Origin of the sequence: Idiomarina sp. T82-3 (genome assembly GCF_001577655.1) — a bacterium.
GTDB lineage: Bacteria > Pseudomonadota > Gammaproteobacteria > Enterobacterales > Alteromonadaceae > Idiomarina > Idiomarina baltica.
The window spans coordinates 165763-190029 of record NZ_LSBQ01000001.1; the positions used below are offsets into that span (position 1 = coordinate 165763).

Consider the following 24267-nt stretch of genomic DNA (forward strand, 5'->3'; position numbering starts at 1 on the left):
AATTCGGCAGCTGCAGGCCACCGCATCTAATGATTCAAACTGAACCGTTAATCCGCTGAACGATATACGAAACGATTCGGGTCTATCTGCTTTCCATTACGGAGCACTTCATAATGGACGTGAGGTCCGGTCGAACGACCTGTGTTACCCATCTCGGCAATGACTTGTCCACGGGTGACCACATCTCCAACCTGCACATTGATCGTCTCATTATGACCATAGCGCGTCTTCAAACCACCCCCGTGGTCAATTTCGACTAAGTTTCCATAGCCCCAACGTTCACCGGCCCAAGTCACCACGCCTGCACCTGTGGCGATGACTTTTACATCCTCGTCATAACTGGCAAAGTCTAGACCTTTGTGCATCGCGGGTTTGCCATTAAACGGATCCTTACGCACACCATACTGCGATGAGAGCCAACCACTACTGATAGGACTACCTGCAATGAAGCTTTCACTATTAACATTGTGATTCATCATCACAGATTCAAGTAACGAGAGTTGTTTTTGCTTGTCAGCAATTTTTGACAGCATGTGCTCAATATCAGTTAAAACTTCTGTGCTATTTGATTTGGGCAACGCGACCGCTTCAGTTTCTGGCCCCCCTAAAGGAATGCCGGATTCAAAACTGAACTCACCGTTATTTAGGTTCGCCTTTTGCGCGAGCCTTTCACCAAGCGCGTCTAAACGACGCATGTGCGCTCTCAACTCGCCCAAATAAACGGTCATCGCGCCGAGACGTTTCTCAGTCTCGCTATACAGATCGGCGACCGCCTTAGATTGTAACGCCAAGTTTTTTTGCTCTTCGCTAATTTTCTCTTGTGCCACACGCGGATCGACACCTTGATAACTCCAAGGCTTGAAATAAGCGACACCCACTAACGCAGCTAAGCCGATATAAGAAAAAAATCGACGCCGCGATAGCCGGAAACTAAAACGAATTTTGGAGCCTTTATAAAAGACTGATAAACTCATTAGTACTCTCTTATTATGGGTTTACAGCAACGACTAAGCGCACATGAACTCTAAACCTAAGACCACCAAACAGTGGCTAGATAATCAACGCGATCATAACACGTTGAGCCAATACGCACAGTTTGCCGTTCAACTCCGTGATTGGCAACTACTCTTTGCACGTAGCCTACCCGCAAACCTTGCCGCTGAATGCGATTTGCTTAATATTCGCGACGGCAAGATTATCGTACGCACGCGCTCTGCATCAGCAGGGACTCAGTTGCGAGCATTAGCGCCCCGGTTAATCAAGACTTTTTGCGAGACGGGCACCAGCGTTCACTCACTTAGCGTCGATATTGATCCTACCAACCGCTCTCAGGGGCGTGACCCAACCTCGCCCGAAATGAGCCGCCAGCAGCGCTTGTTAAGGCTCGCTGAGGAAAGCAGTGAACCCCTTAAGACTCAGCTGCTTAAGCTCGCAGAACAAATTGCTAACAGCACTAAATTAACGCCAGACGAATAAAAAAAGGTGCATAGTTTTCACTAAGCACCTTTTCAAATACGCACAGGCTATGTTTCGACATCAAGCGAGTGAAGGTGACCAATATTTAATGGGTGCTTCAGACGCTTTATCTTCAAATGTCACGAACTCCCAAGCTGACTGCTGTGCTAGCAACGCTTGTAGTAACTGATTATTTAACGCATGGCCTGATTTATAAGCTCTCAAGTGACCTAAAATACTATGGCCACCCATGTACAAATCACCAATCGCGTCTAACATTTTATGTTTAACGAACTCATCGTCGTAACGCAGACCATCTGTATTCAGGACTCTAAACTCGTCTAACACCACTGCGTTATCAAAACTTCCACCTAAAGCCAGGTTGTTTGCACGCAAGTATTCGATGTCTTTCATAAAGCCGAACGTACGCGCACGACTTATTTCCTTGATAAACGCCGAACTACTGAAATCCATCGAGACCGTCTGACCGGTTTCAGAGATCGCAGGGTGGTCGAAATCGATAGCAAAGTCGATGCGGAAACCATCATGGGGTAGCAGTTCCGCCCACTTTCCATCGTCTTCGACACGAATAGGCTGTTTGATTCGAATAAATTTCTTCGCACTCGCTTGCTCTTCAATGCCCGCGCTTTGTAGCAGGTACACAAAGGGGTGAGAGCTTCCGTCCATAATCGGGATCTCGTGCGAATCAACTTCGATAATCAAGTTGTCGATGCCAACGCCCGCTAATGCGGCGAGCAAGTGCTCAACCGTCGACACTCGAACGTTGTCTTCGTTGATTAAACACGTACACAACTGGGTATCTCGTACCCAATCAGCGCGAGCTGGGATGTCCACCACCGGGTCTAAATCGACACGGCGGAATATCAACCCTGTGTTGGCCGGCGCGGGGCGCAAAGTTAAGTTCACTTTGTTGCCGCGGTGTAGACCCACACCTGTGGTTGAAATCGCTTTTTTAAGTGTACGTTGTGTAATCATTAATCGAATTCACCTATCCAATCAAATCTGCTGCGCGAAACGCGGTCTGACATTATACGATAAATGTCATGTATGACGCAAATTTTGCTTAATTTTTACGCATTAATCCACTTGCTTCCGCAAAAACGCTGGGATATCCAAATAGTCGAGCTCTTTTTCTGCGCTTTGCTTAGGTGCTGGCTTGCGCGCTGGCTCTGCTTTGTGTTCAGCTGCTGGCTCTTGCTCCTCGTCGTAGTGCGGTGCTGCCGAGCTACGATCTAAATCGCGTCGATAAGTTGCTGCCGGTTCGCGCTTAGGTGCTTGTGCTGCGTTATTGACCAAGGAGATATCTGGCTTGCGCTCTGCACCAATACCGGTCGCAACAACAGTGACACGTAATTCATCAGACATCTCAGTATCGATAACGGTTCCCACAATGACGGTTGCATTATCAGAAGCAAACGCCTTGACGGTATTACCAACCGTTTCAAACTCATCGATACTCATATCCATGCCCGCAGTCACGTTGACGAGAACGCCACGCGCACCGGAAAGGTCGATATCTTCTAGCAATGGACTATTGATAGCCATTTCAGCGGCTTCTTGCGCTCGGTCTTCGCCACTGGCTACGCCTGTGCCCATCATAGCCGTACCCATTTCTTTCATGACCGCCCGCACATCGGCAAAGTCGACGTTAATCAGACCCGGACGAGTAATGAGTTCGGCAATACCTTGTACGGCACCTAGCAGTACATTGTTAGCCGCGCTAAACGCATCGAGTAAGGTGGTACCACGCCCCATCACTTTTAATAGCTTTTCGTTAGGAATGGTAATCAATGAATCGACACTCTGTGCCAAGGCGTTGATACCCTCTTCGGCTACCGCCATACGCTTCTTACCCTCGAACGGGAACGGCTTGGTCACCACAGCCACGGTTAAAATGCCCAGTTCCTTCGCTACCTCAGCGACCACCGGTGCCGCACCCGTACCGGTGCCGCCGCCCATGCCCGCAGCGATAAAGACCATGTCGGCGCCTTCAAGTTGCGCACGAATGTTATCGCGGTCTTCTTCCGCCGACTGGCGCCCGACTTCTGGATTCGCGCCTGCACCCAAGCCCTTAGTAATATCAGAGCCGAGCTGAATAGTAACATCGGCACTATGGTTTCGGAGTGCTTGCGCATCGGTGTTTGCAGCGATGAACTGCACACCTTCGATTGACTCTTTAACCATATGCTGGACGGCGTTACCGCCACCACCGCCGACACCAATAACCTTGATGACGGCTTCACTTTCGTAATTATCCATCAGTTCAAACATTTTTCTTCTCCCTACCTGCTTTTACTTGCTACCCCAGCGATTAAAACTCACCTTTAAACCAGTTTTGCAGCTTTTGCCACATACCGATCACGTCAGTTTTACTGCTTTCTTGTTGCGATGCCGTCGCGTCTTCTTGACCGTACTTTAACAGTCCAACAGCGGTCGCATAAACCGGATCCTCTACGTAATCTTTTAAACCTTTTATATGGAGCGGTTTACCTATGCGCACTGGCATCTGAAAAATCTCTTCTGCGAACTCAATACAACCCTGCATCTTTGCACTGCCGCCCGTTAGCACAACGCCGGCGGCCACTTGCTCATCCAGGCCACTCTGCACTATCTCTTCGCGAACTAACTCGAACAACTCTTGGTAACGCGGCTCGACCACCTCTGCCAACGTGTGACGAGACATCATCCGAGCGGGTCGCCCGCCGACAGAGGGGACTTCGATGGTATCTTCCATACTGACCAACCCGCGCAATGCACAGGCGTGCTCGGTTTTTATTTGCTCGGCATGATTAGTCGGCGTACGGAATATCTTCGCGATATCACTCGTTACTTGGTTGCCCGCCGCCGGAATGACTGCGGTATGACGCAGTACACCGCCAGCATAAATACAAATGTCAATGGTACCACCGCCCATATCAACTAAGGCGACACCCAGATCCTTTTCGTCATCGGTCAGCACGGAAATGCTGGACGCTAACGCTGAAAAAATCAGCTTATCAACCTGCAAGCCACAGCGTTCAACCGCTTTAGTGATATTCTTTGCCATATCATTGGCACAGGTGATGATATGAACCTTTGATTCCATGCGAACGCCCGACATGCCGATGGGGCTACGAATACTCTCTTGCGAATCGATCACGTACTCCTGTGGTAGCACGTGTAGTATTCGACGTTCTTTCGCAATCGGTACGGATTGTGCCGCGTGAATAACATTGTCCACATCATCTTGTGTTACTTCTGCCTCATTAACCGGCACCATACCGCTTTCGTTCTGGCATGAAATATGACGACCCGAAATATTAAGGTATACCGAAGCAATTCGACAGTCAGCCATCAACTCAGCTTCATCCACTGCACGCTGAATCGACTGCACAACCAAATTAAGATCGTTAACGCCACCCTTATCCATACCGCGCGCTGTTGTTACGCCTACGCCAATGACACTGATATCATCATCAGGCAACAACTCTCCTACCAAGGCAGTGACCTTGCTAGTTCCGATATCTAATCCAACGACCATTTGTCGTTCAGTGGTCTTCGACATAGTTGTTTAACTCTCTTCTGCTTCCTTTGGCTGCCAACTCACGGCAACCCCTGTATCATACCGTAAATCAACGGCTTCTATGCGTTGCTTTTCATTGTTCGGATGCGACTTAATCTTCGGTAATAAATCAATAAAGCGCTTTATCCGTTCTGCCGTCGCTTCGCGTCCTAGTTTTAACTCGATACCCGACGTCAATACGACATTGACAGAAAATCTATCCGTTAGTCGTAATGCTGAGATGCTTAGACCATTTAACGACAGTAGCCCTTGTAAATCACGATACGCCGTAAGCGTTTGCTCTACCTCGCGCTCTGGCCCAAACAATTGAGGCAGCGCTTGTGGTAGCTTGCGGGTATCGAGCTCAGCACTAAATACATCCCCTTCTGCATTCAATAACCGGTCGCCATTCCAATGAGCGATCGGCGTCTGCTCCGTCACATGGACCGATAATCGATCGGGCCACACTTTGCGCAGTGAGGCTTGCTTAACCCACGGTAACGCCTCAATGCGCGCTCTAATTTGGTCCACATCGGCCGTAAAAAAACTGCCTAGCGGCTGCGCTAATATAGCTTCTCTAATGGCCGCCACGTCCGTTTGCTGCAATTGACCTTGTACGTTGAATCGCGCTAACGGTACTTGTTGCTCATCTTCTAGCACATCCATCAAATACCAGGTGCCAAATACAAAGCCCCCTATGGTCACCACACAAATCACCACCCCGAGCCAAAAGTTCCACTGCGTTAGCGGGGGTAGCTTGGCATGTTGGCTCATTTACTGCTCCAGTGTCTGTGCCAAAATATTCCAGACTAACTGTTCAAATGACAGACCATATTGTTTTGCAGCCATAGGTACTAAACTTTTCTCGGTCATTCCTGGAACTGCATTGGCTTCTAGTAAAAACCACTGACCTTCGTCATCACGCATGGCATCAATGCGTCCCCAACCGCGACCATCGATGGCTGAAAATGCCAACACAGCTAAGTGACGCAGATACCCCTCATCTTCGTCAGATAATCCGGCCGGGCAGTGATACTGGGTATCGTTTGCCTGATATTTGGCAGAAAAATCATAAAACTGATGCGGCGTTTGTAACCGTATGACGGGTAATGCCTCATCATTTAACAGTGCTACGGTGTATTCTTTCCCGTTGATCCAACGTTCGACCAGTACGTCGCTCTGGTAGCGCAATGCTTCTCTTATCGCCGCATCTAACTCGCCGGCTTCGGACGCAACGCTCATACCAATTGATGAGCCTTCTAAGGCAGGCTTGACGATGACCTTATCACCCAGCTGTTTCAATATTTGTGCTGCATCCCACTGGGCACTGCCGACGCGAATGACGATTGACGGAGCAACAGGCAAGTGCAAACTCTGCCAGATTTGCTTTGTACGCACTTTATCCATCGCCAATGCGCAACCTAAAACGGCGCTACCGGTATAAGGTACGTTTAACGATTGCAGCGCGCCTTGCATTGCGCCATCCTCGCCTCCACGACCGTGTAAAACGATAAATGCACGGTCGACACCAAGACTCAATAAATCAGTAATTGGACGCTCCGCCGGATCGAAGGCGAACGCATCAATTTGCTGGGCAATTAACGCATTCAGTACCGCATGACCCGATTTCAACGAAACTTCTCGTTCCGCAGAGTTTCCGCCCATCAGCACAGCTACCTTACCAAAGTCGGAAGACTTCATAGAGCCTCCTTTCGACAATCAAATACTTCGCTTGTCAGTCGTTTAGCTAACTGCCCAACGTTACCTGCGCCTTGAGTCAGGAGAAGGTCTCCCGGTTGTAAAACATCGCCAATAATTTCCAGCAATGCATCCGTGTCAGAAACATAGATTGGATCGAGCTGACCGCGCTGACGAATAGAGCGACAGAGCGAACGGCTGTCAGCACCTGAAATAGGAGTTTCTCCGGCGCCATAAACTTCAAGTAGTAATAACGTATCAACCTGCGATAGTACGTTGACAAAATCTTCATACAGGTCTCGCGTACGCGAATATCGATGTGGCTGAAAAGCCATGACCAGACGTTTATCAGGCCAGCCTTGACGCGCCGCTTTAATAGTCGCATCAACCTCGGACGGGTGGTGACCATAATCATCGACCACCATCACACCATCCGGTGTCTCGGTTGACCAACCGGAAACTCGACACTCACCATGGTATTCGAACCTTCGTCCGATTCCCTCAAATTTATTTAATGCGCGCTGGATGGCATCATCTTCAATCCCCTCATCCGAAGCGACCGCAACAGCCGCTAATGCATTGAGAACATTGTGGCGTCCAGGCAGATTCAGTGAGACATTTAATGGCGCATGTCCATCGCGTAGAACTTTAAAATGACTTTGTCCTTGATGCTGATGGTAGTCCACTGCTCGCACATCAGCGTCCTCGCTAAAACCATAGGTGATCGCTTGGCGACCGACGCGGGGAATCAACTCACGTACCGCAGGGTCATCGATACACATGACTGCTAAGCCATAAAACGGCAAATTGTGCAGAAAATCGACATAAGTATCGAGTAAACGGCTAAAGTCCCCACCGTATGTATCCATGTGATCAGCTTCGATATTGGTGACCACCGCCACCATCGGTTGCAGGTGCAAAAACGAGGCGTCACTTTCATCTGCTTCGGCAATCAGGTATTTGCTCGAACCCAAGCGAGCATTACTTCCCGCCGAGTTAAGTAAGCCACCGATAACGAAAGTCGGATCACGCTCGGCTTGCGCGAATACACTGGCAACTAACGAAGTCGTCGTTGTTTTACCGTGCGTTCCAGCGACGGCGATGCCATGTCTAAAGCGCATCAATTCAGCCAGCATTTCAGCACGGCGTACAATCGGGATACGCTGCTGTTGCGCAGCATCAAGCTCAACATTGTCCGGTTTAATCGCACTACTTACAACTACGACATCGGCGTCTTCAACATTGACGGCCCGGTGTCCGATAAAAAGCTCTGCACCGATAGCAGCCAAGCGCTGTGTATTCGCATTTTCGGCAACATCGGAGCCAACAACGCAATAACCCTGATTCAGCAATACTTCGGCGATACCTGCCATACCAGCGCCACCAATACCGATAAAGTGGATACGCTTGACGCGACGCATCTCAGGCACGTTAACAATGGTAAAAGGTTGTTGTGACGTTTGGCTCATAACGCTCTCTCTACTGCTGGTTGAGGGTGGGTCTCGCCCGCCAAAACCTGAAGGCACAGGTCGACAATATGGTCTGTTGCTTGCAACTCACCGACCGAGCGGGAAAAGCTCGCCATTTTCCATAGTTGCGAAGGTGCTTGCAATAGACTTTGCAAGGACTTTGCAAGGTTTTCAGCGGTGAACTCATCCTGCGCGATGAGAAGCGCTCCACCCGCATCAGTCACCGCCTTGGCGTTAGCGGTCTGGTGATCATCAACGGCATGTGGAAGCGGCACAAATATAGCGGCTCTACCAATGCCACAGATCTCAGATACCGAAAGCGCACCAGCGCGACTAATAATGATATCGGCAGCCGCATAAGCACTCGCCATATCATCAATAAACTCGACAACCTCAACCGTATGGTGTTCATTATTGAGTGCACCATAATGCGCCTCAACCGAAGCAGCATTTCCAGCCCCTACCTGGTGTGTCACATTTAAGGACGCGTCAACTTGCAAGAGTGCCTCGGGCAACGTTTGATTAAAGACACGCGCACCCAAGCTGCCGCCGACGATCAATATATTCGTTGACGCCGTTGCTTGTTCACGATCTGCTTGATGCGCCGCTTTAATAATATCTTGTCGCAACGGATTACCCACTCGATACACATGATCGCGCTTTAATAACTGCAAACTCTTCGAGCGTGACTTATCCAATGGCAATCCCAGTAATACCGTATTCGCCCATCGAGCAAGTAACAGTGTCGTCATGCCCGGAACTGAGTTTTGCTCGTGAGTTATCAGTGGCACACCAAGACCATGCGCCACCCAACCGACAGGGGCACATACGTAACCGCCAAATGTAAGCACTAAGTCGGGTTGAAGCTGATGAAACAATTTACGCGTCTGGCGCCAAGCCGAAAACAGTGTCTTCGGCATGCTAATGAGCCTCTTAACGCCGTGACCGCGAAGTCCTGTCATCGAAATGCGATGCAATGTAAAACCGTGTTGGGGCACAACTTTTGCTTCGATACGCTGTTCTTCCGTACCTACCCACTCGACCTGATGACCCTCACTGCGCAACTGCTCAGCAACGGCAAGCGCAGGAAAAACGTGGCCACCGGTGCCCGCTGCCGCGATTAAAATACGACTCATTCGGCACCTCCGCGTGGGGTCACTTTGCGTCCGGTCATGCGGCGTTCATGATCAATTCGAAGTAGCAGTCCGACAGCCATACAGGATACTAAGAGGCTGGTACCACCGTAACTGACTAATGGGAGCGTCAGCCCTTTGGTTGGCAAAGCACCGGATGCCACGCCGATATTAACGAAGGCTTGGATGCTAAACCAGACACCAATACCATAAGCAAGGTACCCGCCGTAGCGCTTTTGTACCATTAGACAACGACGGCCAATAATTAGTGCACGAACCACAACCATCAACACGAGCGTGATAACCGCCATCACGCCCAGGAACCCTAGTTCTTCAGCTACGACGGACATAATAAAGTCAGTGTGCGCCTCTGGCAGGTATTGTAATTTCTGGATACTGTTTCCCAGTCCCACTCCTGATAGATGCCCCTGCCCGAATGCAATCAGAGACTGCATAAGCTGATAACCAGCTCCGAACGGATCCTTTTCGGGCTCTAGAAAGGTCAGTAAGCGCTGCATGCGATAAGGCTCGATGACAATCAGCAATATAAGCGCCAGCACACAGGTGATAAAGACACTGAAGAACTGCCACAGTTTAGCCCCTGCTAAAAACAGCATTGCAATAGTGGTTGCTGATAACACCGCAACGGTGCCGAAATCCGGTTGCATGAGCAACAACACTGCAGCTAAAAACAACAGCGCCATGGGCTTTATAAAGCCTTTTGTCGCCTCACGTAACTCGACCTCTCGACGATCGAGATAGCTCGCCATATAAATATAAAAGAATAATTTAGCCAGCTCAGCGACCTGAATGGTAATGGGTCCAATTTTTATCCAACGCTGTGCCCCATTTACCGAGTGCCCTACCGCGAGAACAGCCAGCAACAATGCTAACCCTATCAGTAGCAACTTCCCGCTGTGTTTTTGCCACAACTGTGTTGGTACGGCGAGCGTTGCAAATAGCACAACCAGACCTGCAGTGACATAAATGGTATGACGAATCGCAAAATAAAACGGCTGTCCAGTTAACTTATCGGCAGTCGGCAAAGAAGCTGAGGTAACCATAACAAAGCCAAAGACCAACAGCGTGATTGCCAACGTGAACAATGTACGATCATATAAGCATTGCGATGCATTAGGGCGCAACCAAGCCCATGCAGCAACGCCCAAGTGCTTGCTGCGCTCGGTTATATTGAGTTGCAACTGCTGTTCACGCGCTGCGCTCATATAACCTCACTATATGCTCTTGAAAAACCTTGCCGCGTTCGACAAAATTTTTAAACTGATCGAGACTAGCGCAGGCTGGAGATAGAACAACCCAGTCTTCTGCTTCAGCGATTTGCTGCGCCGTTTTTACCGCGTCCGACAAGTGCTCGCAGTAACGCGCTCCTTTTCTTAATTCAGCAATTTTTTTACCGTCGCGACCGATCGTCAGTAAGACATCCACCTGACTCAATACCGGTAGGAGTTGCGTAAACTGCGCTCCTTTACCATCACCGCCAGCGATAAGAATGAGCCGCCCATTAATCATCGGGCGCAGGCCATTGATCGCCGCCTCGGTAGCACCGATATTGGTCGCTTTCGAGTCATCTACCCAGCGCACACCCTGAGCCTCGTAAACGACTTGGCAACGATGCGGTAAGCCGGTGAAGTCTGCAATAGCGGCAATGCCTTTATCTGGACTGAGACCAAGCGTTTCTGCAAGTGCGAGTGCCGCTTGAATGTTCACTAAATTGTGCGTACCCGCTAGAGCAAATCTATCAGCTCGTGCCAAAATGCTCCCGTTACGAGTCATCGCGATGCCCGCGTCGTCTTTTACTAGCCCATAGTCACTGACGCTCTCATCGACACCCACTGTCACAACTGAATCTGGCACAATCTTCGGCCAGTGTTGTTGGTCTTGTCGATTAAGCACGCTCACCGATGCATGGTTAAAAATATTCAGTTTTGCTTCGAAATAAGACTGCTCAGAGTCATATCTATCAAGATGATCAGCACTGACATTAAGCAGTGCTGCCGCGTTCAATTTCAAACTCCGTGTGGTCTCCAGTTGAAAACTGGACAACTCTAACACGTAAGCATCTGCGTCTTGCTGCAACGCGTCTAGCACCGGCACGCCAATATTACCAGCGGCGACCCATCGGTAGCCGTGATATTGACCCATTTGCTCAACCAGTGTTGTCACCGTTGACTTACCATTCGAACCTGTGACTGCAACGACCGGACGTTGATTCAGTTGCGCAAAAATCTCTACGTCGCCTACGATAGGAACACCCGCATCCCGCGCCATCTGGATATCAGCATCACGCGCGTCTAGCCCAGGGCTTACCACAATTAGGTCCGCGGCTAGTAGATCTTCAAGTCGCCAGCCGCCCGTTGTTACATGCTCTGTGCCAACAAGGTCTACAATGTCATCCAGCCCGGGTGGGTGTTCACGACTATCAAAGATGCGAATATCGCACTCTGCATTTAGGGGACTGTTTTCACCGGCAAAGAAGCGCACGACGGAGCTACCGGACTGACCTAACCCCAGTACAACGACACTGTCTATCTGCTGCCAATGAATACGTTTTTCCATAACTCTTGAGTTACCTCAGCTTCAAGGTTGCGAGACCAATAAGTACAAACATCAATGACAAAATCCAGAAACGTACGATTACGCGTGGTTCTGGCCAGCCTTTTAATTCGTAGTGGTGGTGAATAGGAGCCATACGAAATACGCGTTTACCCCGCAACTTGTAAGAACCGACTTGTAGCATCACCGAGAGCGTTTCCATGACGAATACGCCTCCCATGATGAAAAGCACGAGCTCTTGTCTGACTAAAATAGCAATCACACCCAGCGTTGCGCCGAGTGCTAATGATCCCACGTCACCCATGAACACCATCGCTGGGTAGGTGTTAAACCATAGGAAGCCGAGTCCGGCACCGACGATAGCTGCACATACGACTAACAATTCACCGGATAAAGGCAGATAAGGGATCTGCAGATACTCCGCGAAATTGACGTTACCCGACACATAAGCAAAAATGCCTAGCGCCCCGGCTACCATCACGGTTGGCATAATCGCTAACCCGTCCAAACCATCGGTTAGGTTGACGGCGTTGCTGGTGCCGACGATGACAAAATACCCTAAAAATAAGTACAACAGACCGAGTTGCGGCATCACTTCTTTAAAAAACGGCACGAGTAAAGCCGTTTCCGCAGGAATCTGGCTACTCCAATAAAGAAATCCGATTGCGCAACTGGCGATAATGGACTGCCAAAAGTATTTCCACTTGGCAATCAGACCTTTCGGATCCTTTCGAACGACCTTTCGGTAATCATCAACAAAACCAATGACACCAAAACCAACCACGACAAAAAGTGTGACAATCACGTATTTGTTTTCGAGATTGGCCCATAACAATGACGATGCCACGATCGCCGCTAGAATGAGTACCCCACCCATCGTAGGCGTACCGGATTTACTGAGATGACTCTCAGGTCCATCATCGCGCACTGTTTGACCAATTTGCAGTCGCTGGAGCCTACGAATCAACCAAGGTCCCAACCAGACCGACAACATAAGCGCACTCAACACACTTAGAATCGCTCTTAGTGTGAGATAAGAAAAAACATTAAAACCACTTTCGAACTGAGTAAGATACTCAGCCAACCAAACTAGCATGCGTGCTGATCTCCTTGTAAACGAGCGCTTTTATAGTGTTCTTGTAACGCGTTAACAACACGCTCCATGTGTGAAGAGCGTGAGCCTTTGACCAACACTGTGACGTGTTCACTCACGGATCGTTGCGTAATGGTTTGTAAAATTTCATCCACAAGTGTCGCGAACGATGAAAAATGCTTGCCTCCACGACCATTGAAGACCTCGCTAGCACTTTGACTCAACACACCAAGCGTAAAGAATTTGCTGATGCCTGCTTGTATCGCGTGGTCGCCTACTTCTTCGTGATAAGCGCGTGCTTCTGCCCCTAGCTCCGCCATATCACCGAGTACCATGATAGTGGTGCCTTGATAACTACCCAGGAGATCGAGCGCTGCCTTTGTTGAGGCAACGCTGGCATTGTACGTGTCGTCGATAACAGTCACATTTTCGGTGAGTTGCATTGGGGTCAACCGACCTTTGACAGGTGCTACATTGGCAAGCCCGGTAGCGATTTCCTCGGCAGACATGCCCACTTCCAATGCTGCGGCACTGGCAGCCAGTGCGTTTTTGACGTTATGTAAACCGCTCAGTTGTAATGAAACCGTCCAATGCTGATCGTTAATGCTCAACTTAAATGTGGGCTGTCCCAAACTATTCAGTTCGATCTGACTCGCTCTTACATCGGCCTGTTCACTTAAACCAAAGGTTTGCAACCGCTTACCAGCACGGACGTTTCGCCAGCATGGTAAGTACTCACTTTCGTATGGAGTTATAGCGAGTCCATCCTCTGGCAAGCCTTGAAAGATTTCAGTTTTTGCTTTGGCAACACCATGTACCGAACCGAAACCTTCAACATGTGCCGCGCTGACATTATTCAGAATAGCGACGTCAGGACGGGTTAATGACGTGGTGTAGGCGATTTCACCGGCATGATTAGCACCCAACTCGACCACCGCATATTGATGCTGAGCTTCTAAACGTAAAAGTGTTAACGGTACACCAATATCGTTATTAAAGTTACCCGCGGTTGCCAGCACGTTATATCGCTGACCAATGATAGCGGCGAGCATCTCTTTTACTGTAGTTTTACCGTTACTACCGGTGATAGCTATCGTTTTAGGAGCGACTTCAGCCTTTACTGCCGCCCCAAGCAGACCCAACGCATAACGCGTATCTTCGACGAGGATATGCGGCGTCTGCTCATCAAGAGGCTGTTGCGTGATAACGGCAATAGCTCCCTGCGCGAGCGCTTGCGAGATAAAGTCATGCGCATCAAATTGCTCGCCTTTAAGCGCAATGAAGAGTGTAGAATCGAGCGCGTCGCGCGTATCAGTGCTGACCTTATTGATAACCTGTTGTGGGTTACTCGCGCCGCGTAGCTCGCCATTGACCGCCATCGCTACCCACGCCAAAGACACACTAATCATCGTTCACCCCACTTATCCAGTCTTGCACAATCTGCCGTTCGTTGTAATCAATACGCTCATGACCAATCACTTGATAGTCTTCATGACCTTTGCCTGCCAGCAAAACGACATCATCGGGGGCCGCACGCTCAATGGTATCCAGTACGGCTTGGCGACGCCCCTCCATACTATGCACCTTGCGCTTGTCGGCAATGCCGGCCATGATATCGGCAATAATTTGTTGTGGTGCCTCGGTGCGTGGATTGTCGTCCGTTACCACAACACGATCGGCAAACTCTGCAGCCACCTGGCCCATTTGCGGACGTTTACCGCGATCGCGATCGCCGCCGCAACCAAATACGCACCATAGCTTGCCTTTACAGTGCAATCGTAGCGCTTGAAGTACTTGCTGTAAGGCATCGGGAGTGTGAGCGTAATCAACGACCACCAAAGGTGAACTGCCTGCCTGAAATGCTTCCATACGGCCAGGCACGGGTGATAGGTGTCGACAATGTTGAGCGATGGCTGTTAACGATTGCTTCTGCGCCAGCATAATCGCCACCGCGCTCACAACATTATATACGTTGAACCGCCCTAGCAGCGGCGTAGAGAATTGTGCTTCGCGCCCCTCGTAAGCCAAAGTAAATGTCGTACCGTGTTCAGCAAAGGCAAGGTCGCTCACCTGAATATTCGCACGAGAATGACCTTGTAATGAAATTGACAGCCCATTGGAGGCACCCTCGAGCCAATCTCTCAAATACCGATCGTCTAAATTTATCACTCGGTGATTGGGCTCAAAGTCTTCAAATAGGCGCCGCTTAGCATCGACATAATGTGCCATGCTGCCGTGATAATCGAGATGGTCGCGGCTAATGTTAGTCGCGACTGCAGTATCAAAGCGCAATGCTTCAACGCGACGTTGGACCAGCGCATGCGATGATACCTCCATGGCGATGAAGTCAGCACCCTCTGCGACTAAGGTCGACAAGCGTTGCTGCACAGTTACAGCATCGGGTGTGGTGTGCTTTTCCGGCAACAGTTGACCAATAAGTCCACTGCCCGTCGTTCCAATGACGGCTGCGGTATAACCTAACTTTTCTGCCAACTGCGCAGCTAGGTGAGTCACCGAGGTTTTCCCATTGGTCCCCGTAACACCAATCAAAGTCGCGTGACGCGACGGGTGATTGAAAAAGCGCCCTGCGATTTCAGATAGCTGCTCCTTTACGCCAGGCATAAACACACAGACAGCGCCGCCGTTTTCTTCGTATCTTAAGCTCGAGCCTTCCGCCAGAATCGCTCGAGCACCCGCTGCGATAGCGGTGTTGATATAATCGCGTCCATCGGTCACATAGCCCGGTACAGCGACAAATAAGTCGCCGTTGGCGACTTGTCGGCTATCCAATTTTATACCGCTGACCGCTACATTAGGAAACGTAATCGGCAACGGTGGTAGCAAATCACGGAGTTGCATCAGCACCTCCCATAAAGCCTGCTGCTTTCATTGGTTGAACTGTCATATCGTCGGGCGGCACGTTAAGTAAACGCATTGTTTGTGAGACAATACTGGAAAACACGGGTGCAGCTGCGGTGCCCCCGTAGTAATCGTCAGTACCGGGTTCGTTGATCGTTACGACGACGACAATTTCTGGATTGGATGCAGGCGCAATACCCGCAAATAACGCAACGTACTCATCTCCGTATCCGCCAGTTGCGCGCGCTTTTCTGCTGGTACCGGTTTTACCCGCTATACGATACCCTGGGACTTGCGCTGCAGTCGCCGTACCGTCAGATACCACACGTTCCATCATGTGCATGACTGCTCGCGTGTTATCGGGGTTAAAGACCTGTTCTGATTCTGGTTTAGACTCACGGCGAAAGACCGTAAGAGGCATATCTCGCCCGCCGTTGGCAATCATCGTGTAAGCCTTTGCCAGCTGCAGTGTAGTGACTGAAAGTCCATAACCATAGGATAGCGTCGCCAATTCAAAATCAGACCAGCGACGTCTTGTTGTCAGTAAACCGTAGCTTTCTCCTAATAGCGAAACGCCCGTATCAGAACCAAAGCCCGCATCAAAGTAAGTCTCTAATAACTCATCGACACCTAACTCCAGCGCCATTGTTGTCACGCCTACGTTAGAAGAATGTTCAAGCACTTCTGTTAAAGAAATTTTGCCCAAGTTACGATGATCACTGACACGGCGTCCACCGATACGCAACCAACCAGGGTTTGTATCGATAATATCACCCACCTTGTGAGTGCCATGTTCCAGCGCACTGAGGACAACGAGCGGCTTTACTGTCGAGCCAGGCTCATAGGCATCGGTAATCGCACGGTTTCGCATTTTAAAACTTTGCAAATCAGCACGATTATTCGGGTTGTAGGACGGGCTATTGACCATTGCCAACAGTTCACCTGTTTTTACATTGACCACCACAGCAGAACCCGAAGTTGCCTGATTGTAGCGCACGGCTTTTTTCAGCTCGGTATAGGCAGTTGCTTGGATCCGCTGGTCAATGCTAAGTGTTAATTGTTTAGGTGGCTGCGCATCTGTTTGACTAATTTCCTCAATAACCCGCCCTTGCGCGTCCTTGCGATAAACTCGCTTACCGGGCGTACCAGTCAAGTGATCGTCGTATAGTAGCTCAAGACCTTCCTGGCCTTGTCCATCGATATTAGTAATGCCCACCAAGTGCGCACTAATTTCGCCAGTGGGATAGTAACGCCGTGACTCTGTTTTTAAATAAACGCCCGGAATACTGAGCTGCCGAACATAATCAGCCTCGCTCGGCGATACCTTTCTTTGCAGATAGACAAAGCGACGCTCAGGATTATCAACTTTTGCGACGAGTTCATCTCGATTCATCCGAAACGTTTCCGCAAGCGCTTGCCAACGGCGCTGATCAGCAAGCGCGCCGCTTTCTGCAATACGCTTCGGATCGGCCCAAACCGTTTCTACCGGAACACTCACCGCGAGCTCGCGGCCATTGCGGTCAACGATCATGCCTCGTTGTACGCCTAAGCTATCGGAACGCAGACTACGCAGATCACCTTGTAATGAGTACTGTTCTGGGTTGATCACCTGAATATAGGCGGCACGCGCAACCAAGATGCTGAATACGAAAAATAGCACGCTCAACGCTGTAATGAAGCGCCAGCGAGCACCCGCCGGATTCTGCTTCTTAACGTTACGTTGGTTCTTTTTGGGTGCGCGCTTTATTGCCATGGCACTAGCACCTCATGATTCGCATCGACGTCAATCATACCCAGTTGCTCTTGGGCGATTCGTTCAACTCGGCTATGTTCTGTGAGTGCTGTTTGTTCGAGCACTAAATGACGCCACTCGCGATCAATTTTATCTTGCGTCGAAAGTAATTCATCCCGCTCACTGGTCAACAGCCGGTTCTGGTGAGCGGTATATATCACTGTGAGTGCCGAGCCAATCACAGCGATCGCTAATAAAATGACCCACTTAAACCGCATTAAATCTTGCAGCAGCATAATAGGCAACGAAGGATAGCGTGTCTTAACCATGTGCTAGCCTCCGTGCGATACGTAACACCGAACTACGTGCGCGTGGATTCAATTCAAGTTCTGCCGCACTGGGTTTAATCGCTTTACTTTCCAGTGCTAAACGACGATCTTTATTCAGTTCAGCCTCAGTAATCGGTAGTCCCGGCGGAACTTGTTTGGGTTGGCTATGGGTACGCATGAAGCGCTTCACGATGCGATCTTCTAGACTATGAAAACTGATGACGACCAAGCGACCGTCCTCTTTTAACGCAGTCAAAGAAGCTTCTAGTGCGTCCTCGATTTGCTCCAACTCACGGTTCACATGTATACGAATCGCTTGAAAGCTGCGTGTCGCGGGATGCTTATGCTTTTCCTTAGATGGTACTAAACGACCAATCAACTCAGCCAACTGGCGAGTTCGAGTAAACGGCTTTTGCTCCCGATCATGAACAATCGCCCGCGCAATTTTGCGCGCAAAACGCTCTTCGCCGTAGGTTTTCAATACATAGGTAATATCATCTTCTTCGGCATAACTAAGCCAGTCTGCGGCGGTTTCGCCACGACTGCTATCCATACGCATATCTAGTGGTCCGTCGCGCATGAAACTAAAGCCACGCTCAGCATCATCAAGTTGTGGGGATGAGACGCCAAGATCGAATAAAATACCTGTGACTTGGTGAGCAAGCTGTTGTTGTTCAATGATGTGCGCGAGATCGCTAAAGGGAGTGTGGATAATACTGAAGCGCTCATCATCTGCCAGCGCCTGGGCTGACGCTATTGCCTGTGGGTCTTGGTCAAGGGCAATGACACGCCCTTTAGGGGATAACTTGCTGAGTAACGCACGCGTGTGACCGCCACGACCGAAGGTGGCGTCTATGTAGATCCCATCAGGGTCCGTCACGAGTGCGCGAATGGACTCCTCGAGGAGAACTGAAATATGCGGTGCGTTTTGTTCAGTCATTAAAGTGAAAAATCTTCTAGTCGTTCATTTAACTCAAAGTCACCTTCTTGCTCGACCTTGAGATCCTCTGCAATCTGTTGCTGCCAAGCCTCTTCTGACCAAATTTCAAATTTATTCAGTTGCCCAACTAGCATCAGTTTTTTCTCTAACCCTGCATGCAAACGCAGCGGCGAAGAAATAAGCAAGCGACCATTTTTATCCATGTCACAATCATCAGCGTGGCCCAGTAAAAGCCGCTGCAAGCGTCGCTCGGTGGGGTTCATGCTGGATAACTGTGTCAATTTTTTCTCGATGACCTGCCATTCTGGTAATGGATACAACAACAGGCACGGCTGTTTGATATCAATGGTGCAGACCATCTTACCGTCACAGTCGATCGACAGCGCATGACGATACTTGGCGGGTATAGCCAAGCGTCCTTTACTGTCCAAGTTTATTGTTGTTGCACCACGAAACATGATGTCACCTGATCGTTGCGATCCACAATTATCCACAAATCCCCACAATGTTACAGTCTAGGTAGATAAGATTCCCACTGTCAAGTTTTATCACGCGGCTAAACACGCTTTTACACAGGCTTTGCTAGTATCGAAGGGTCGCTTGAGTGCTAGTAGGAAATGCAGCTATCTTGAGAAGCATAAGAACGGGATCAGTTAACTGAATGATAATTATAAATTAATTAGAGATTATAACTGGACGGTCGATAAAGAAAGGAGGTGAAGAAGCCCGCCGATAAGCCGGGTTTTGTCGTGGACAATCATTCATCTAGTAATACGGTTGCCCGTATTCTCAAGCAGTCTACCCGGGTTCAACGCGGGCCGCGCCAACGAACCCCTATTTGACCTTGCTCCGAGTGGAGTTTACCGTGCCGCGTGCTGTTACCAGACGCGCGGTGCGCTCTTACCGCACCCTTTCACCCTTACCTGAGCCGCAAGCGGCCATCGGCGGTTTGCTCTCTGTTGCACTAGTCGTCAGCTTTCACTGCCCAGGCGTTACCTGGCACTCTGCCCTATGGAGCCCGGACTTTCCTCCCCTTACCGAAAACGATAAGCAGCGATTGCCTGGCAGGCTTCTTCAGGCGGCGATTCTACGCATTTAGCCAACGCTATACAAATGTTTTAGTCGTCTGACTGAGCAATTGCCCATTGGTAAAGTGCATTTTTGCGGCCGCCATAAAGTTCAGCTGTCACCGCGGCTGCTTTTTTCAGTGGCAGGTGCTGCATTAATAAGGTAACCGCGCGTTGCTGCTCGGCGCTGGGTTGATCTTCCTGCACGGCTTCCTTCTCGACGCCACCGATCATCAATACCATCTCACCGCGCTTTTGGTTGCTATCTTCATGCATCTGGGCAAGCAATTCAGTCGCGGTTCCGCTCAAATAGGTTTCATATTGCTTTGATAATTCGCGGGCTAATACCACATCACGTGTTGGCAAGATGTCGGCGAGATCTTCAAGGCATGATTCAATCCGGTGCGGACTTTCATAAAACACAACAGAACGGGTTTGATCGGCTAGGTTTGCAAACGCCTTTTTACGCGCCGCAGATTTGGCAGGCAGGAAGCCCTCAAACATAAATTTATCCGTTGCGAGGCCAGAACCGGCAAGTGCTGTTACAAACGCACAGGCACCTGGTAACGCAACCACGGGTATCTGTTCTGCGCGACATTCGCGCACAATCAGGTAGCCGGGATCACTGATGAGCGGCATGCCGGCGTCACTGATCAATGCTATATTTAAACCTTGCTTCAGCTTTTCAATCAGTTGTCCCGCTCGACTACTCTCGTTGTGTTCGTGCACTGACAACACCTGCGTACTGACATTGTATTGTTGTAATAAAGGTCTACTATGGCGTGTGTCTTCCGCAGCAATTAGGTCAACCTGCTGTAAAATAGTCACCGCTCGTTCGGTCATATCTGCCAAGTTACCGATTGGGGTTGGCACAATATATAGCGTTCCTAAGCTTTGCGATGACTTTTCACTTGGTTGCTGTGACATGGTGATTCCGTTGTGTTGTAATTCAAGTAGCGACTTATAGTATCATTTAACTTTAAACACGTGATAATTTTGCTGGGCGGTGAGAGTGAACGAATTATTTCAATCAAGAGAGCGAGTGCTGGCGAATGCTGTCAGACTTATCACTATTGCGTTGTTGACTGCTTTGCTCGCGAGTTGCGCGCAGTCACCAAAACGTGTGTCTCAAACACCCAGCTCATCGACTGATCAAGCCGTCATCACCCCGGCAAATAAAAGTGACTCATTAACCGCTGAACAATGGCTCGAGCGAGCTCGGCAACAAACAAATGCAGCAAGTCAACAAATGATGCTTGTCGAGGCTTCATTTGCCTATCAAAATCAAGGCGATTATCAACGCAGCGCGGCCTTGCTGTCTCAGTTAGAGACCCAAACCATGCGCCCGTCTGATAAACGTTTGTATGCACTGGCTTTAGCACGTTGGTATCATCATAACGGTGAATGGCAATCTGTCATAGAGCAACTCAAACCGACGCTTAATCAGTTTACCGATCGTCAGCTAAAGCGGACTGCATTATTATTAATCGCGGACGCTCACCAGCAGCTACAGCAGTTTTGGCAGGCGCTCAGTTATTTAGATGAGGCATATCAAACCGACCGTGATATGAATATCCAATCATTGTGGTCGGTGGCTCGCCAGGTACCGTCAGAGCAACTGCCAGCACAGCGTCCAACACGCACCAGTTTGGCTGGGTGGTGGCGTTTAATTGAAGGCACTCATGGCGCAACGTCTGCTGCTGATTTTAAGCGTTCACTTGAACAGTGGCTTAATGCCTACAGTCAGCACTATGCGCATGTATTTGTGAGTGACTTTTTGGCCAATAATGAGTTTAGAAACGTTAAAGAAATTGCTGTATTGCTTCCTTTATCGGGTAATTATCGGCTTCAGGGCGAAGCCGTGCGTGATGGAATCATTGCTTCCGCCGCAAAGCTTAATGATATACACATACGCTTTTATGATACCGAAGCGCAAGACTTAACTGCGATTCAAAACCGTTTATTATCGGAACTCCCTCAGGCAATTGTGGGTCCGTTACTCAAAAAAAATGTCAATGCGTGGATACAACAACCGATGGTCGGTGTCACGCAAGTCTACCTTAATCAACCCGAACTTCCCGACAATACGATTTTACCCAGTGGTCATGTCACCTTCGCACTCGACAGCGAGACTGAAGCGGCACAAGCAGCACAATACATTGCTAATACCAAAGAGCTAAACAGCATTGTCTTTGCTGCCAAGAGTAGCGCCGGCACCAAGATGGTCAATGCCTTTACACAAAGCTGGTCGGCTGATCAGCGTGAAGTTGAACCAAGCTGGTATACAAGTACCGAGGAAATGCAATCGGCAGTCGAACATGCGCTTGGCGTTGCTGCGAGTGCCGACCGTATCCGTGGTGTGAAGATAGCAGCCGGTAAAATTATCGTTGATGCGCAAGAGCGCAGCCGCGGTGACGTGGATGCAATTTACATTGCAGGCAACCTTGAGCAAGCACGTCTGTTAAAGCCGTTTATTGACGTGAATTTGTCGCCCTTTGCCCCTCCCGCCGATGTTTTCGCGAATTCAGCAATCCATCGTGTTGCCAATCAACAAGGTGACAATGACTTACGAGGTATCGTCTTTACTGAGGCACCTATCCTTGTACCGAATCAACGCCCATTCCCTATCAACACCTGGTTACAACTTCACCGCAACGCCGACCTCAATGATGCTCGTTTAGTCGCTATGGGCCACGACAGTATGTTGGTATTAGAGCAAATTGACTCGTTGCAGTGGATGCGTGGGAAGTCCGTTTCAGGTATGACCGGTAGACTTTCCATACACTTAAATAATATTCACCGTCAGATGACTTGGGCTAAATTAACGCCATCAGAGGTCAAGCTCATTAAGCCCTAATGTCAACAAGAAAACGTGGATTAGAAGGCGAGTCTCAAGCAAGCCGATACTTGCGACAACAGGGACTCGTCATCGTGCAACATAATTTTCGAGTCCCCTGTGGTGAGATCGATATTATTTGTCGTGATAGCGATACGTGGGTATTTGTCGAAGTCAAACGCCGCCAAAATAGCGATTTTGCATCGATACTGGAACAAATAACGACACGCCAATGTCAACGTATTCGGCGAGCAGCTCAATACTTTTTAGTTGAGCAAACAGTAAATGAGTACCTTGCAAAGATGCGCTTTGATATTATTACGATAAATGATAGCCAAGTTACGGTTGAATGGTATAAGGACGCTTTTTAGAATGAACGAAGAACGCATCAAGGCGCTGTTTACCGAGAGTATACAAACACAGATTTCTGCCATTGAGAGCTTATCTGAGCATATTGAAGACTGCGTCGATTTACTGGTCAATAGCCTATTGGCGGGACAGCGATTATTTGTGTGCGGCAGTGGCGCGAGCCACATGTTAGCGGAACATTTTGCACGAGTAATGAACATAGGTTATAAAATCGAGCGCCCGGCCTTCCCGGTGGTTGCACTTAATCACTATGCGCAAGCACAAGTAGCTTCCTTAGCTCAAGCGGGCGATTTGCTGCTGGTCTTCGCTACACGGGAGAGCGACGACTCTGCGCTAATTGAAACGATGGAAACAGCGCTTAGTCGCAACATGATCATGATTGCTATTACAGGTCAGCAAAATGACATGGTCTCCGGCCTATTAGGCGCAAGTGATTTGGAGCTTCAGATTCCATCGCTCAATGAATCTCGGGTACTGGAACAGCAATTATTGATTAGCCAATGTATTAGCGAGTTGGTCGAAAATACAATTTTTCCTCAGGAGCACGATTAACATGATTCCTCACAAACACGCTGTTCGCTTGTTATTAGTTGCCGGTCTGAGTATTTCGGTATTGCAAGGATGCGCGGTGGTCGCAGTGGGTGCGGCGGCAGTCGGGGTATCATCGGCGACTGATCCTCGCACGCTAGGCACTCAATTAGACGATCAAGCGATCGAAATGAAAACCAATGCAAAACTCGGTAACGACAAACAACTCGAGAACTATCGCATTCGAGCCATCAGCTATGGGAAGCAAGTGTTGCTGGTGGGACAGGTCGATACCGAAGCGCAACGCGAGCGCGCTGCCGAGGTGATTGCGGATACCAATGGTGTAGAGCGCATATTTAACCAGATTCGCTTAGCGAGCAAAGCCGGAATTGCAACCCAAGCAAGCGACACTTGGATATCGAGCCGTGTGCGCATGAAGCTCATTGCTGATGACCAAGTGGATGCTACCGACATTCAGGTCGTAACTGAAAATGGTGAAGTTTTTCTACTCGGTATTGTCGACGACTCAGCGGCTGATAGAGCAGTAGACATTGCCCGAAACATCGACGGTGTGCAAAAAGTCGTAAAAGCATTTAGTAGAGCGCGATAGGCGCTCTACTCAC

23 protein-coding genes and 1 other RNA gene are annotated in these 24267 nt (G+C 49.4%); 5 read left to right on the forward strand and 19 right to left on the reverse strand.

Annotated features, from left to right (window positions below; genetic code table 11):
• Positions 1–47: 47 nt before the first annotated feature.
• Positions 48–974 (reverse strand): M23 family metallopeptidase, encoded by a 927-nt coding sequence (locus AWU56_RS00725; protein ID WP_286681496.1) that lies wholly within the window; start codon positions 972–974, stop codon positions 48–50.
• 43 nt (positions 975–1017) lie between these two features.
• Between AWU56_RS00725 and AWU56_RS00730 the strand changes: the two genes are divergently transcribed.
• Positions 1018–1476: a DciA family protein gene (locus AWU56_RS00730; protein ID WP_286681497.1), complete on the forward strand. Its 459-nt coding sequence runs from the start codon at positions 1018–1020 to the stop codon at positions 1474–1476.
• 60 nt (positions 1477–1536) lie between these two features.
• On the opposite strand, the gene lpxC is transcribed toward AWU56_RS00730, so the two are convergent.
• The 18 genes from lpxC to rsmI all read right to left on the reverse strand — a co-directional run bounded on the left by lpxC (position 1537) and on the right by rsmI (position 20838).
• Positions 1537–2451 carry a UDP-3-O-acyl-N-acetylglucosamine deacetylase gene (lpxC, locus tag AWU56_RS00735; RefSeq protein ID WP_006956764.1) on the reverse strand — a complete coding sequence of 305 codons (915 nt, stop codon included), beginning with the start codon at positions 2449–2451 and terminating at the stop codon, positions 1537–1539.
• Between the two features lie 102 nt (positions 2452–2553).
• Positions 2554–3747 carry a cell division protein FtsZ gene (gene ftsZ, locus AWU56_RS00740; protein WP_286681498.1) on the reverse strand — a complete coding sequence of 398 codons (1194 nt, stop codon included), beginning with the start codon at positions 3745–3747 and terminating at the stop codon, positions 2554–2556.
• A 40-nt stretch (positions 3748–3787) separates the two neighbouring features.
• Positions 3788–5020, reverse strand: a complete 1233-nt coding sequence (ftsA, locus tag AWU56_RS00745) for a cell division protein FtsA (protein WP_006956766.1) — start codon at positions 5018–5020, stop codon at positions 3788–3790.
• Between the two features lie 6 nt (positions 5021–5026).
• Positions 5027–5791: a cell division protein FtsQ/DivIB gene (locus tag AWU56_RS00750; RefSeq protein WP_006956767.1), complete on the reverse strand. Its 765-nt coding sequence runs from the start codon at positions 5789–5791 to the stop codon at positions 5027–5029.
• Positions 5792–6718, reverse strand: coding sequence for a D-alanine--D-alanine ligase (locus tag AWU56_RS00755; RefSeq protein ID WP_272977433.1), 927 nt, complete (start codon positions 6716–6718; stop codon positions 5792–5794).
• The gene (murC, locus tag AWU56_RS00760; RefSeq protein ID WP_272977432.1) at positions 6715–8184 is read right to left on the reverse strand and encodes a UDP-N-acetylmuramate--L-alanine ligase; all 1470 of its coding nucleotides are present in this window, start codon (positions 8182–8184) and stop codon (positions 6715–6717) included. Before murC ends, AWU56_RS00755 begins: the two co-directional genes overlap by 4 nt.
• Positions 8181–9320 (reverse strand): undecaprenyldiphospho-muramoylpentapeptide beta-N-acetylglucosaminyltransferase, encoded by a 1140-nt coding sequence (gene murG, locus AWU56_RS00765; protein WP_272977431.1) that lies wholly within the window; start codon positions 9318–9320, stop codon positions 8181–8183. The genes murC and murG overlap by 4 nt, the downstream gene beginning before the upstream one ends.
• Entirely contained in the window at positions 9317–10543 is a 1227-nt protein-coding gene (gene ftsW, locus AWU56_RS00770) for a putative lipid II flippase FtsW (protein WP_006956771.1), read from the reverse strand. Before ftsW ends, murG begins: the two co-directional genes overlap by 4 nt.
• Positions 10527–11894 (reverse strand): UDP-N-acetylmuramoyl-L-alanine--D-glutamate ligase, encoded by a 1368-nt coding sequence (murD, locus tag AWU56_RS00775; RefSeq protein WP_272977430.1) that lies wholly within the window; start codon positions 11892–11894, stop codon positions 10527–10529. Before murD ends, ftsW begins: the two co-directional genes overlap by 17 nt.
• Positions 11895–11904: 10 nt before the next feature.
• Positions 11905–12987, reverse strand: coding sequence for a phospho-N-acetylmuramoyl-pentapeptide-transferase (mraY, locus tag AWU56_RS00780; protein ID WP_286681499.1), 1083 nt, complete (start codon positions 12985–12987; stop codon positions 11905–11907).
• Positions 12981–14393 carry a UDP-N-acetylmuramoyl-tripeptide--D-alanyl-D-alanine ligase gene (locus tag AWU56_RS00785; protein ID WP_286681500.1) on the reverse strand — a complete coding sequence of 471 codons (1413 nt, stop codon included), beginning with the start codon at positions 14391–14393 and terminating at the stop codon, positions 12981–12983. The genes mraY and AWU56_RS00785 overlap by 7 nt, the downstream gene beginning before the upstream one ends.
• The gene (gene murE, locus AWU56_RS00790) at positions 14386–15843 is read right to left on the reverse strand and encodes a UDP-N-acetylmuramoyl-L-alanyl-D-glutamate--2,6-diaminopimelate ligase (protein ID WP_286681501.1); all 1458 of its coding nucleotides are present in this window, start codon (positions 15841–15843) and stop codon (positions 14386–14388) included. The genes AWU56_RS00785 and murE overlap by 8 nt, the downstream gene beginning before the upstream one ends.
• Positions 15830–17596 (reverse strand): peptidoglycan D,D-transpeptidase FtsI family protein, encoded by a 1767-nt coding sequence (locus AWU56_RS00795; RefSeq protein WP_272977426.1) that lies wholly within the window; start codon positions 17594–17596, stop codon positions 15830–15832. The genes murE and AWU56_RS00795 overlap by 14 nt, the downstream gene beginning before the upstream one ends.
• Complete coding sequence (ftsL, locus tag AWU56_RS00800; protein ID WP_286681502.1) at positions 17587–17904, reverse strand: cell division protein FtsL; 318 nt, start codon at positions 17902–17904, stop codon at positions 17587–17589. Before ftsL ends, AWU56_RS00795 begins: the two co-directional genes overlap by 10 nt.
• Positions 17897–18844: a 16S rRNA (cytosine(1402)-N(4))-methyltransferase RsmH gene (gene rsmH, locus AWU56_RS00805; protein ID WP_006956778.1), complete on the reverse strand. Its 948-nt coding sequence runs from the start codon at positions 18842–18844 to the stop codon at positions 17897–17899. The genes ftsL and rsmH overlap by 8 nt, the downstream gene beginning before the upstream one ends.
• The gene (gene mraZ, locus AWU56_RS00810; protein WP_071463071.1) at positions 18844–19302 is read right to left on the reverse strand and encodes a division/cell wall cluster transcriptional repressor MraZ; all 459 of its coding nucleotides are present in this window, start codon (positions 19300–19302) and stop codon (positions 18844–18846) included. Before mraZ ends, rsmH begins: the two co-directional genes overlap by 1 nt.
• Positions 19303–19561: 259 nt before the next feature.
• An RNA gene (rnpB, locus tag AWU56_RS00815) (RNase P RNA component class A) lies at positions 19562–19917 on the reverse strand.
• Between the two features lie 45 nt (positions 19918–19962).
• Entirely contained in the window at positions 19963–20838 is an 876-nt protein-coding gene (gene rsmI / locus AWU56_RS00820) for a 16S rRNA (cytidine(1402)-2'-O)-methyltransferase (RefSeq protein WP_286681503.1), read from the reverse strand.
• A gap of 85 nt (positions 20839–20923) precedes the next feature.
• Here rsmI and AWU56_RS00825 point away from each other — a divergent pair, with 85 nt between their 5' ends.
• The 4 genes from AWU56_RS00825 to dolP are packed head-to-tail and all read left to right on the forward strand — an operon-like array spanning position 20924 to position 24254.
• The gene (locus tag AWU56_RS00825; protein WP_286681504.1) at positions 20924–22768 is read left to right on the forward strand and encodes a penicillin-binding protein activator; all 1845 of its coding nucleotides are present in this window, start codon (positions 20924–20926) and stop codon (positions 22766–22768) included.
• Complete coding sequence (locus AWU56_RS00830) at positions 22768–23118, forward strand: YraN family protein (protein WP_006956784.1); 351 nt, start codon at positions 22768–22770, stop codon at positions 23116–23118. Before AWU56_RS00825 ends, AWU56_RS00830 begins: the two co-directional genes overlap by 1 nt.
• A 1-nt stretch (position 23119) precedes the next feature.
• The gene (locus tag AWU56_RS00835) at positions 23120–23668 is read left to right on the forward strand and encodes an SIS domain-containing protein (RefSeq protein ID WP_006956785.1); all 549 of its coding nucleotides are present in this window, start codon (positions 23120–23122) and stop codon (positions 23666–23668) included.
• A 1-nt stretch (position 23669) separates the two neighbouring features.
• Complete coding sequence (gene dolP / locus AWU56_RS00840) at positions 23670–24254, forward strand: division/outer membrane stress-associated lipid-binding lipoprotein (RefSeq protein WP_006956786.1); 585 nt, start codon at positions 23670–23672, stop codon at positions 24252–24254.
• The last annotated feature ends 13 nt before the right edge of the window (positions 24255–24267 follow it).

Bases quoted from the DNA above. Each gene is read 5' to 3' on its own strand.
- AWU56_RS00785 (WP_286681500.1), bottom strand. From the start codon at position 14,393: ATGATTAGTGTGTCTTTGGCGTGGGTAGCGATGGCGGTCAATGGCGAG.
- AWU56_RS00795 (WP_272977426.1), bottom strand. From the start codon at position 17,596: ATGGCAATAAAGCGCGCACCCAAAAAGAACCAACGTAACGTTAAGAAG.
- murG (WP_272977431.1), bottom strand. From the start codon at position 9,320: ATGAGTCGTATTTTAATCGCGGCAGCGGGCACCGGTGGCCACGTTTTT.
- murC (WP_272977432.1), bottom strand. From the start codon at position 8,184: ATGAGCCAAACGTCACAACAACCTTTTACCATTGTTAACGTGCCTGAG.
- murE (WP_286681501.1), bottom strand. From the start codon at position 15,843: ATGCAACTCCGTGATTTGCTACCACCGTTGCCGATTACGTTTCCTAAT.
- AWU56_RS00750 (WP_006956767.1), bottom strand. From the start codon at position 5,791: ATGAGCCAACATGCCAAGCTACCCCCGCTAACGCAGTGGAACTTTTGG.
- lpxC (WP_006956764.1), bottom strand. From the start codon at position 2,451: ATGATTACACAACGTACACTTAAAAAAGCGATTTCAACCACAGGTGTG.
- dolP (WP_006956786.1), top strand. From the start codon at position 23,670: ATGATTCCTCACAAACACGCTGTTCGCTTGTTATTAGTTGCCGGTCTG.
- ftsW (WP_006956771.1), bottom strand. From the start codon at position 10,543: ATGAGCGCAGCGCGTGAACAGCAGTTGCAACTCAATATAACCGAGCGC.
- murD (WP_272977430.1), bottom strand. From the start codon at position 11,894: ATGGAAAAACGTATTCATTGGCAGCAGATAGACAGTGTCGTTGTACTG.
- mraY (WP_286681499.1), bottom strand. From the start codon at position 12,987: ATGCTAGTTTGGTTGGCTGAGTATCTTACTCAGTTCGAAAGTGGTTTT.
- ftsL (WP_286681502.1), bottom strand. From the start codon at position 17,904: ATGGTTAAGACACGCTATCCTTCGTTGCCTATTATGCTGCTGCAAGAT.
- AWU56_RS00830 (WP_006956784.1), top strand. From the start codon at position 22,768: ATGTCAACAAGAAAACGTGGATTAGAAGGCGAGTCTCAAGCAAGCCGA.
- AWU56_RS00835 (WP_006956785.1), top strand. From the start codon at position 23,120: ATGAACGAAGAACGCATCAAGGCGCTGTTTACCGAGAGTATACAAACA.
- ftsZ (WP_286681498.1), bottom strand. From the start codon at position 3,747: ATGTTTGAACTGATGGATAATTACGAAAGTGAAGCCGTCATCAAGGTT.
- mraZ (WP_071463071.1), bottom strand. From the start codon at position 19,302: ATGTTTCGTGGTGCAACAACAATAAACTTGGACAGTAAAGGACGCTTG.
- AWU56_RS00755 (WP_272977433.1), bottom strand. From the start codon at position 6,718: ATGAAGTCTTCCGACTTTGGTAAGGTAGCTGTGCTGATGGGCGGAAAC.
- rsmI (WP_286681503.1), bottom strand. From the start codon at position 20,838: ATGTCACAGCAACCAAGTGAAAAGTCATCGCAAAGCTTAGGAACGCTA.
- AWU56_RS00730 (WP_286681497.1), top strand. From the start codon at position 1,018: ATGAACTCTAAACCTAAGACCACCAAACAGTGGCTAGATAATCAACGC.
- AWU56_RS00725 (WP_286681496.1), bottom strand. From the start codon at position 974: ATGAGTTTATCAGTCTTTTATAAAGGCTCCAAAATTCGTTTTAGTTTC.
- rsmH (WP_006956778.1), bottom strand. From the start codon at position 18,844: ATGACTGAACAAAACGCACCGCATATTTCAGTTCTCCTCGAGGAGTCC.
- ftsA (WP_006956766.1), bottom strand. From the start codon at position 5,020: ATGTCGAAGACCACTGAACGACAAATGGTCGTTGGATTAGATATCGGA.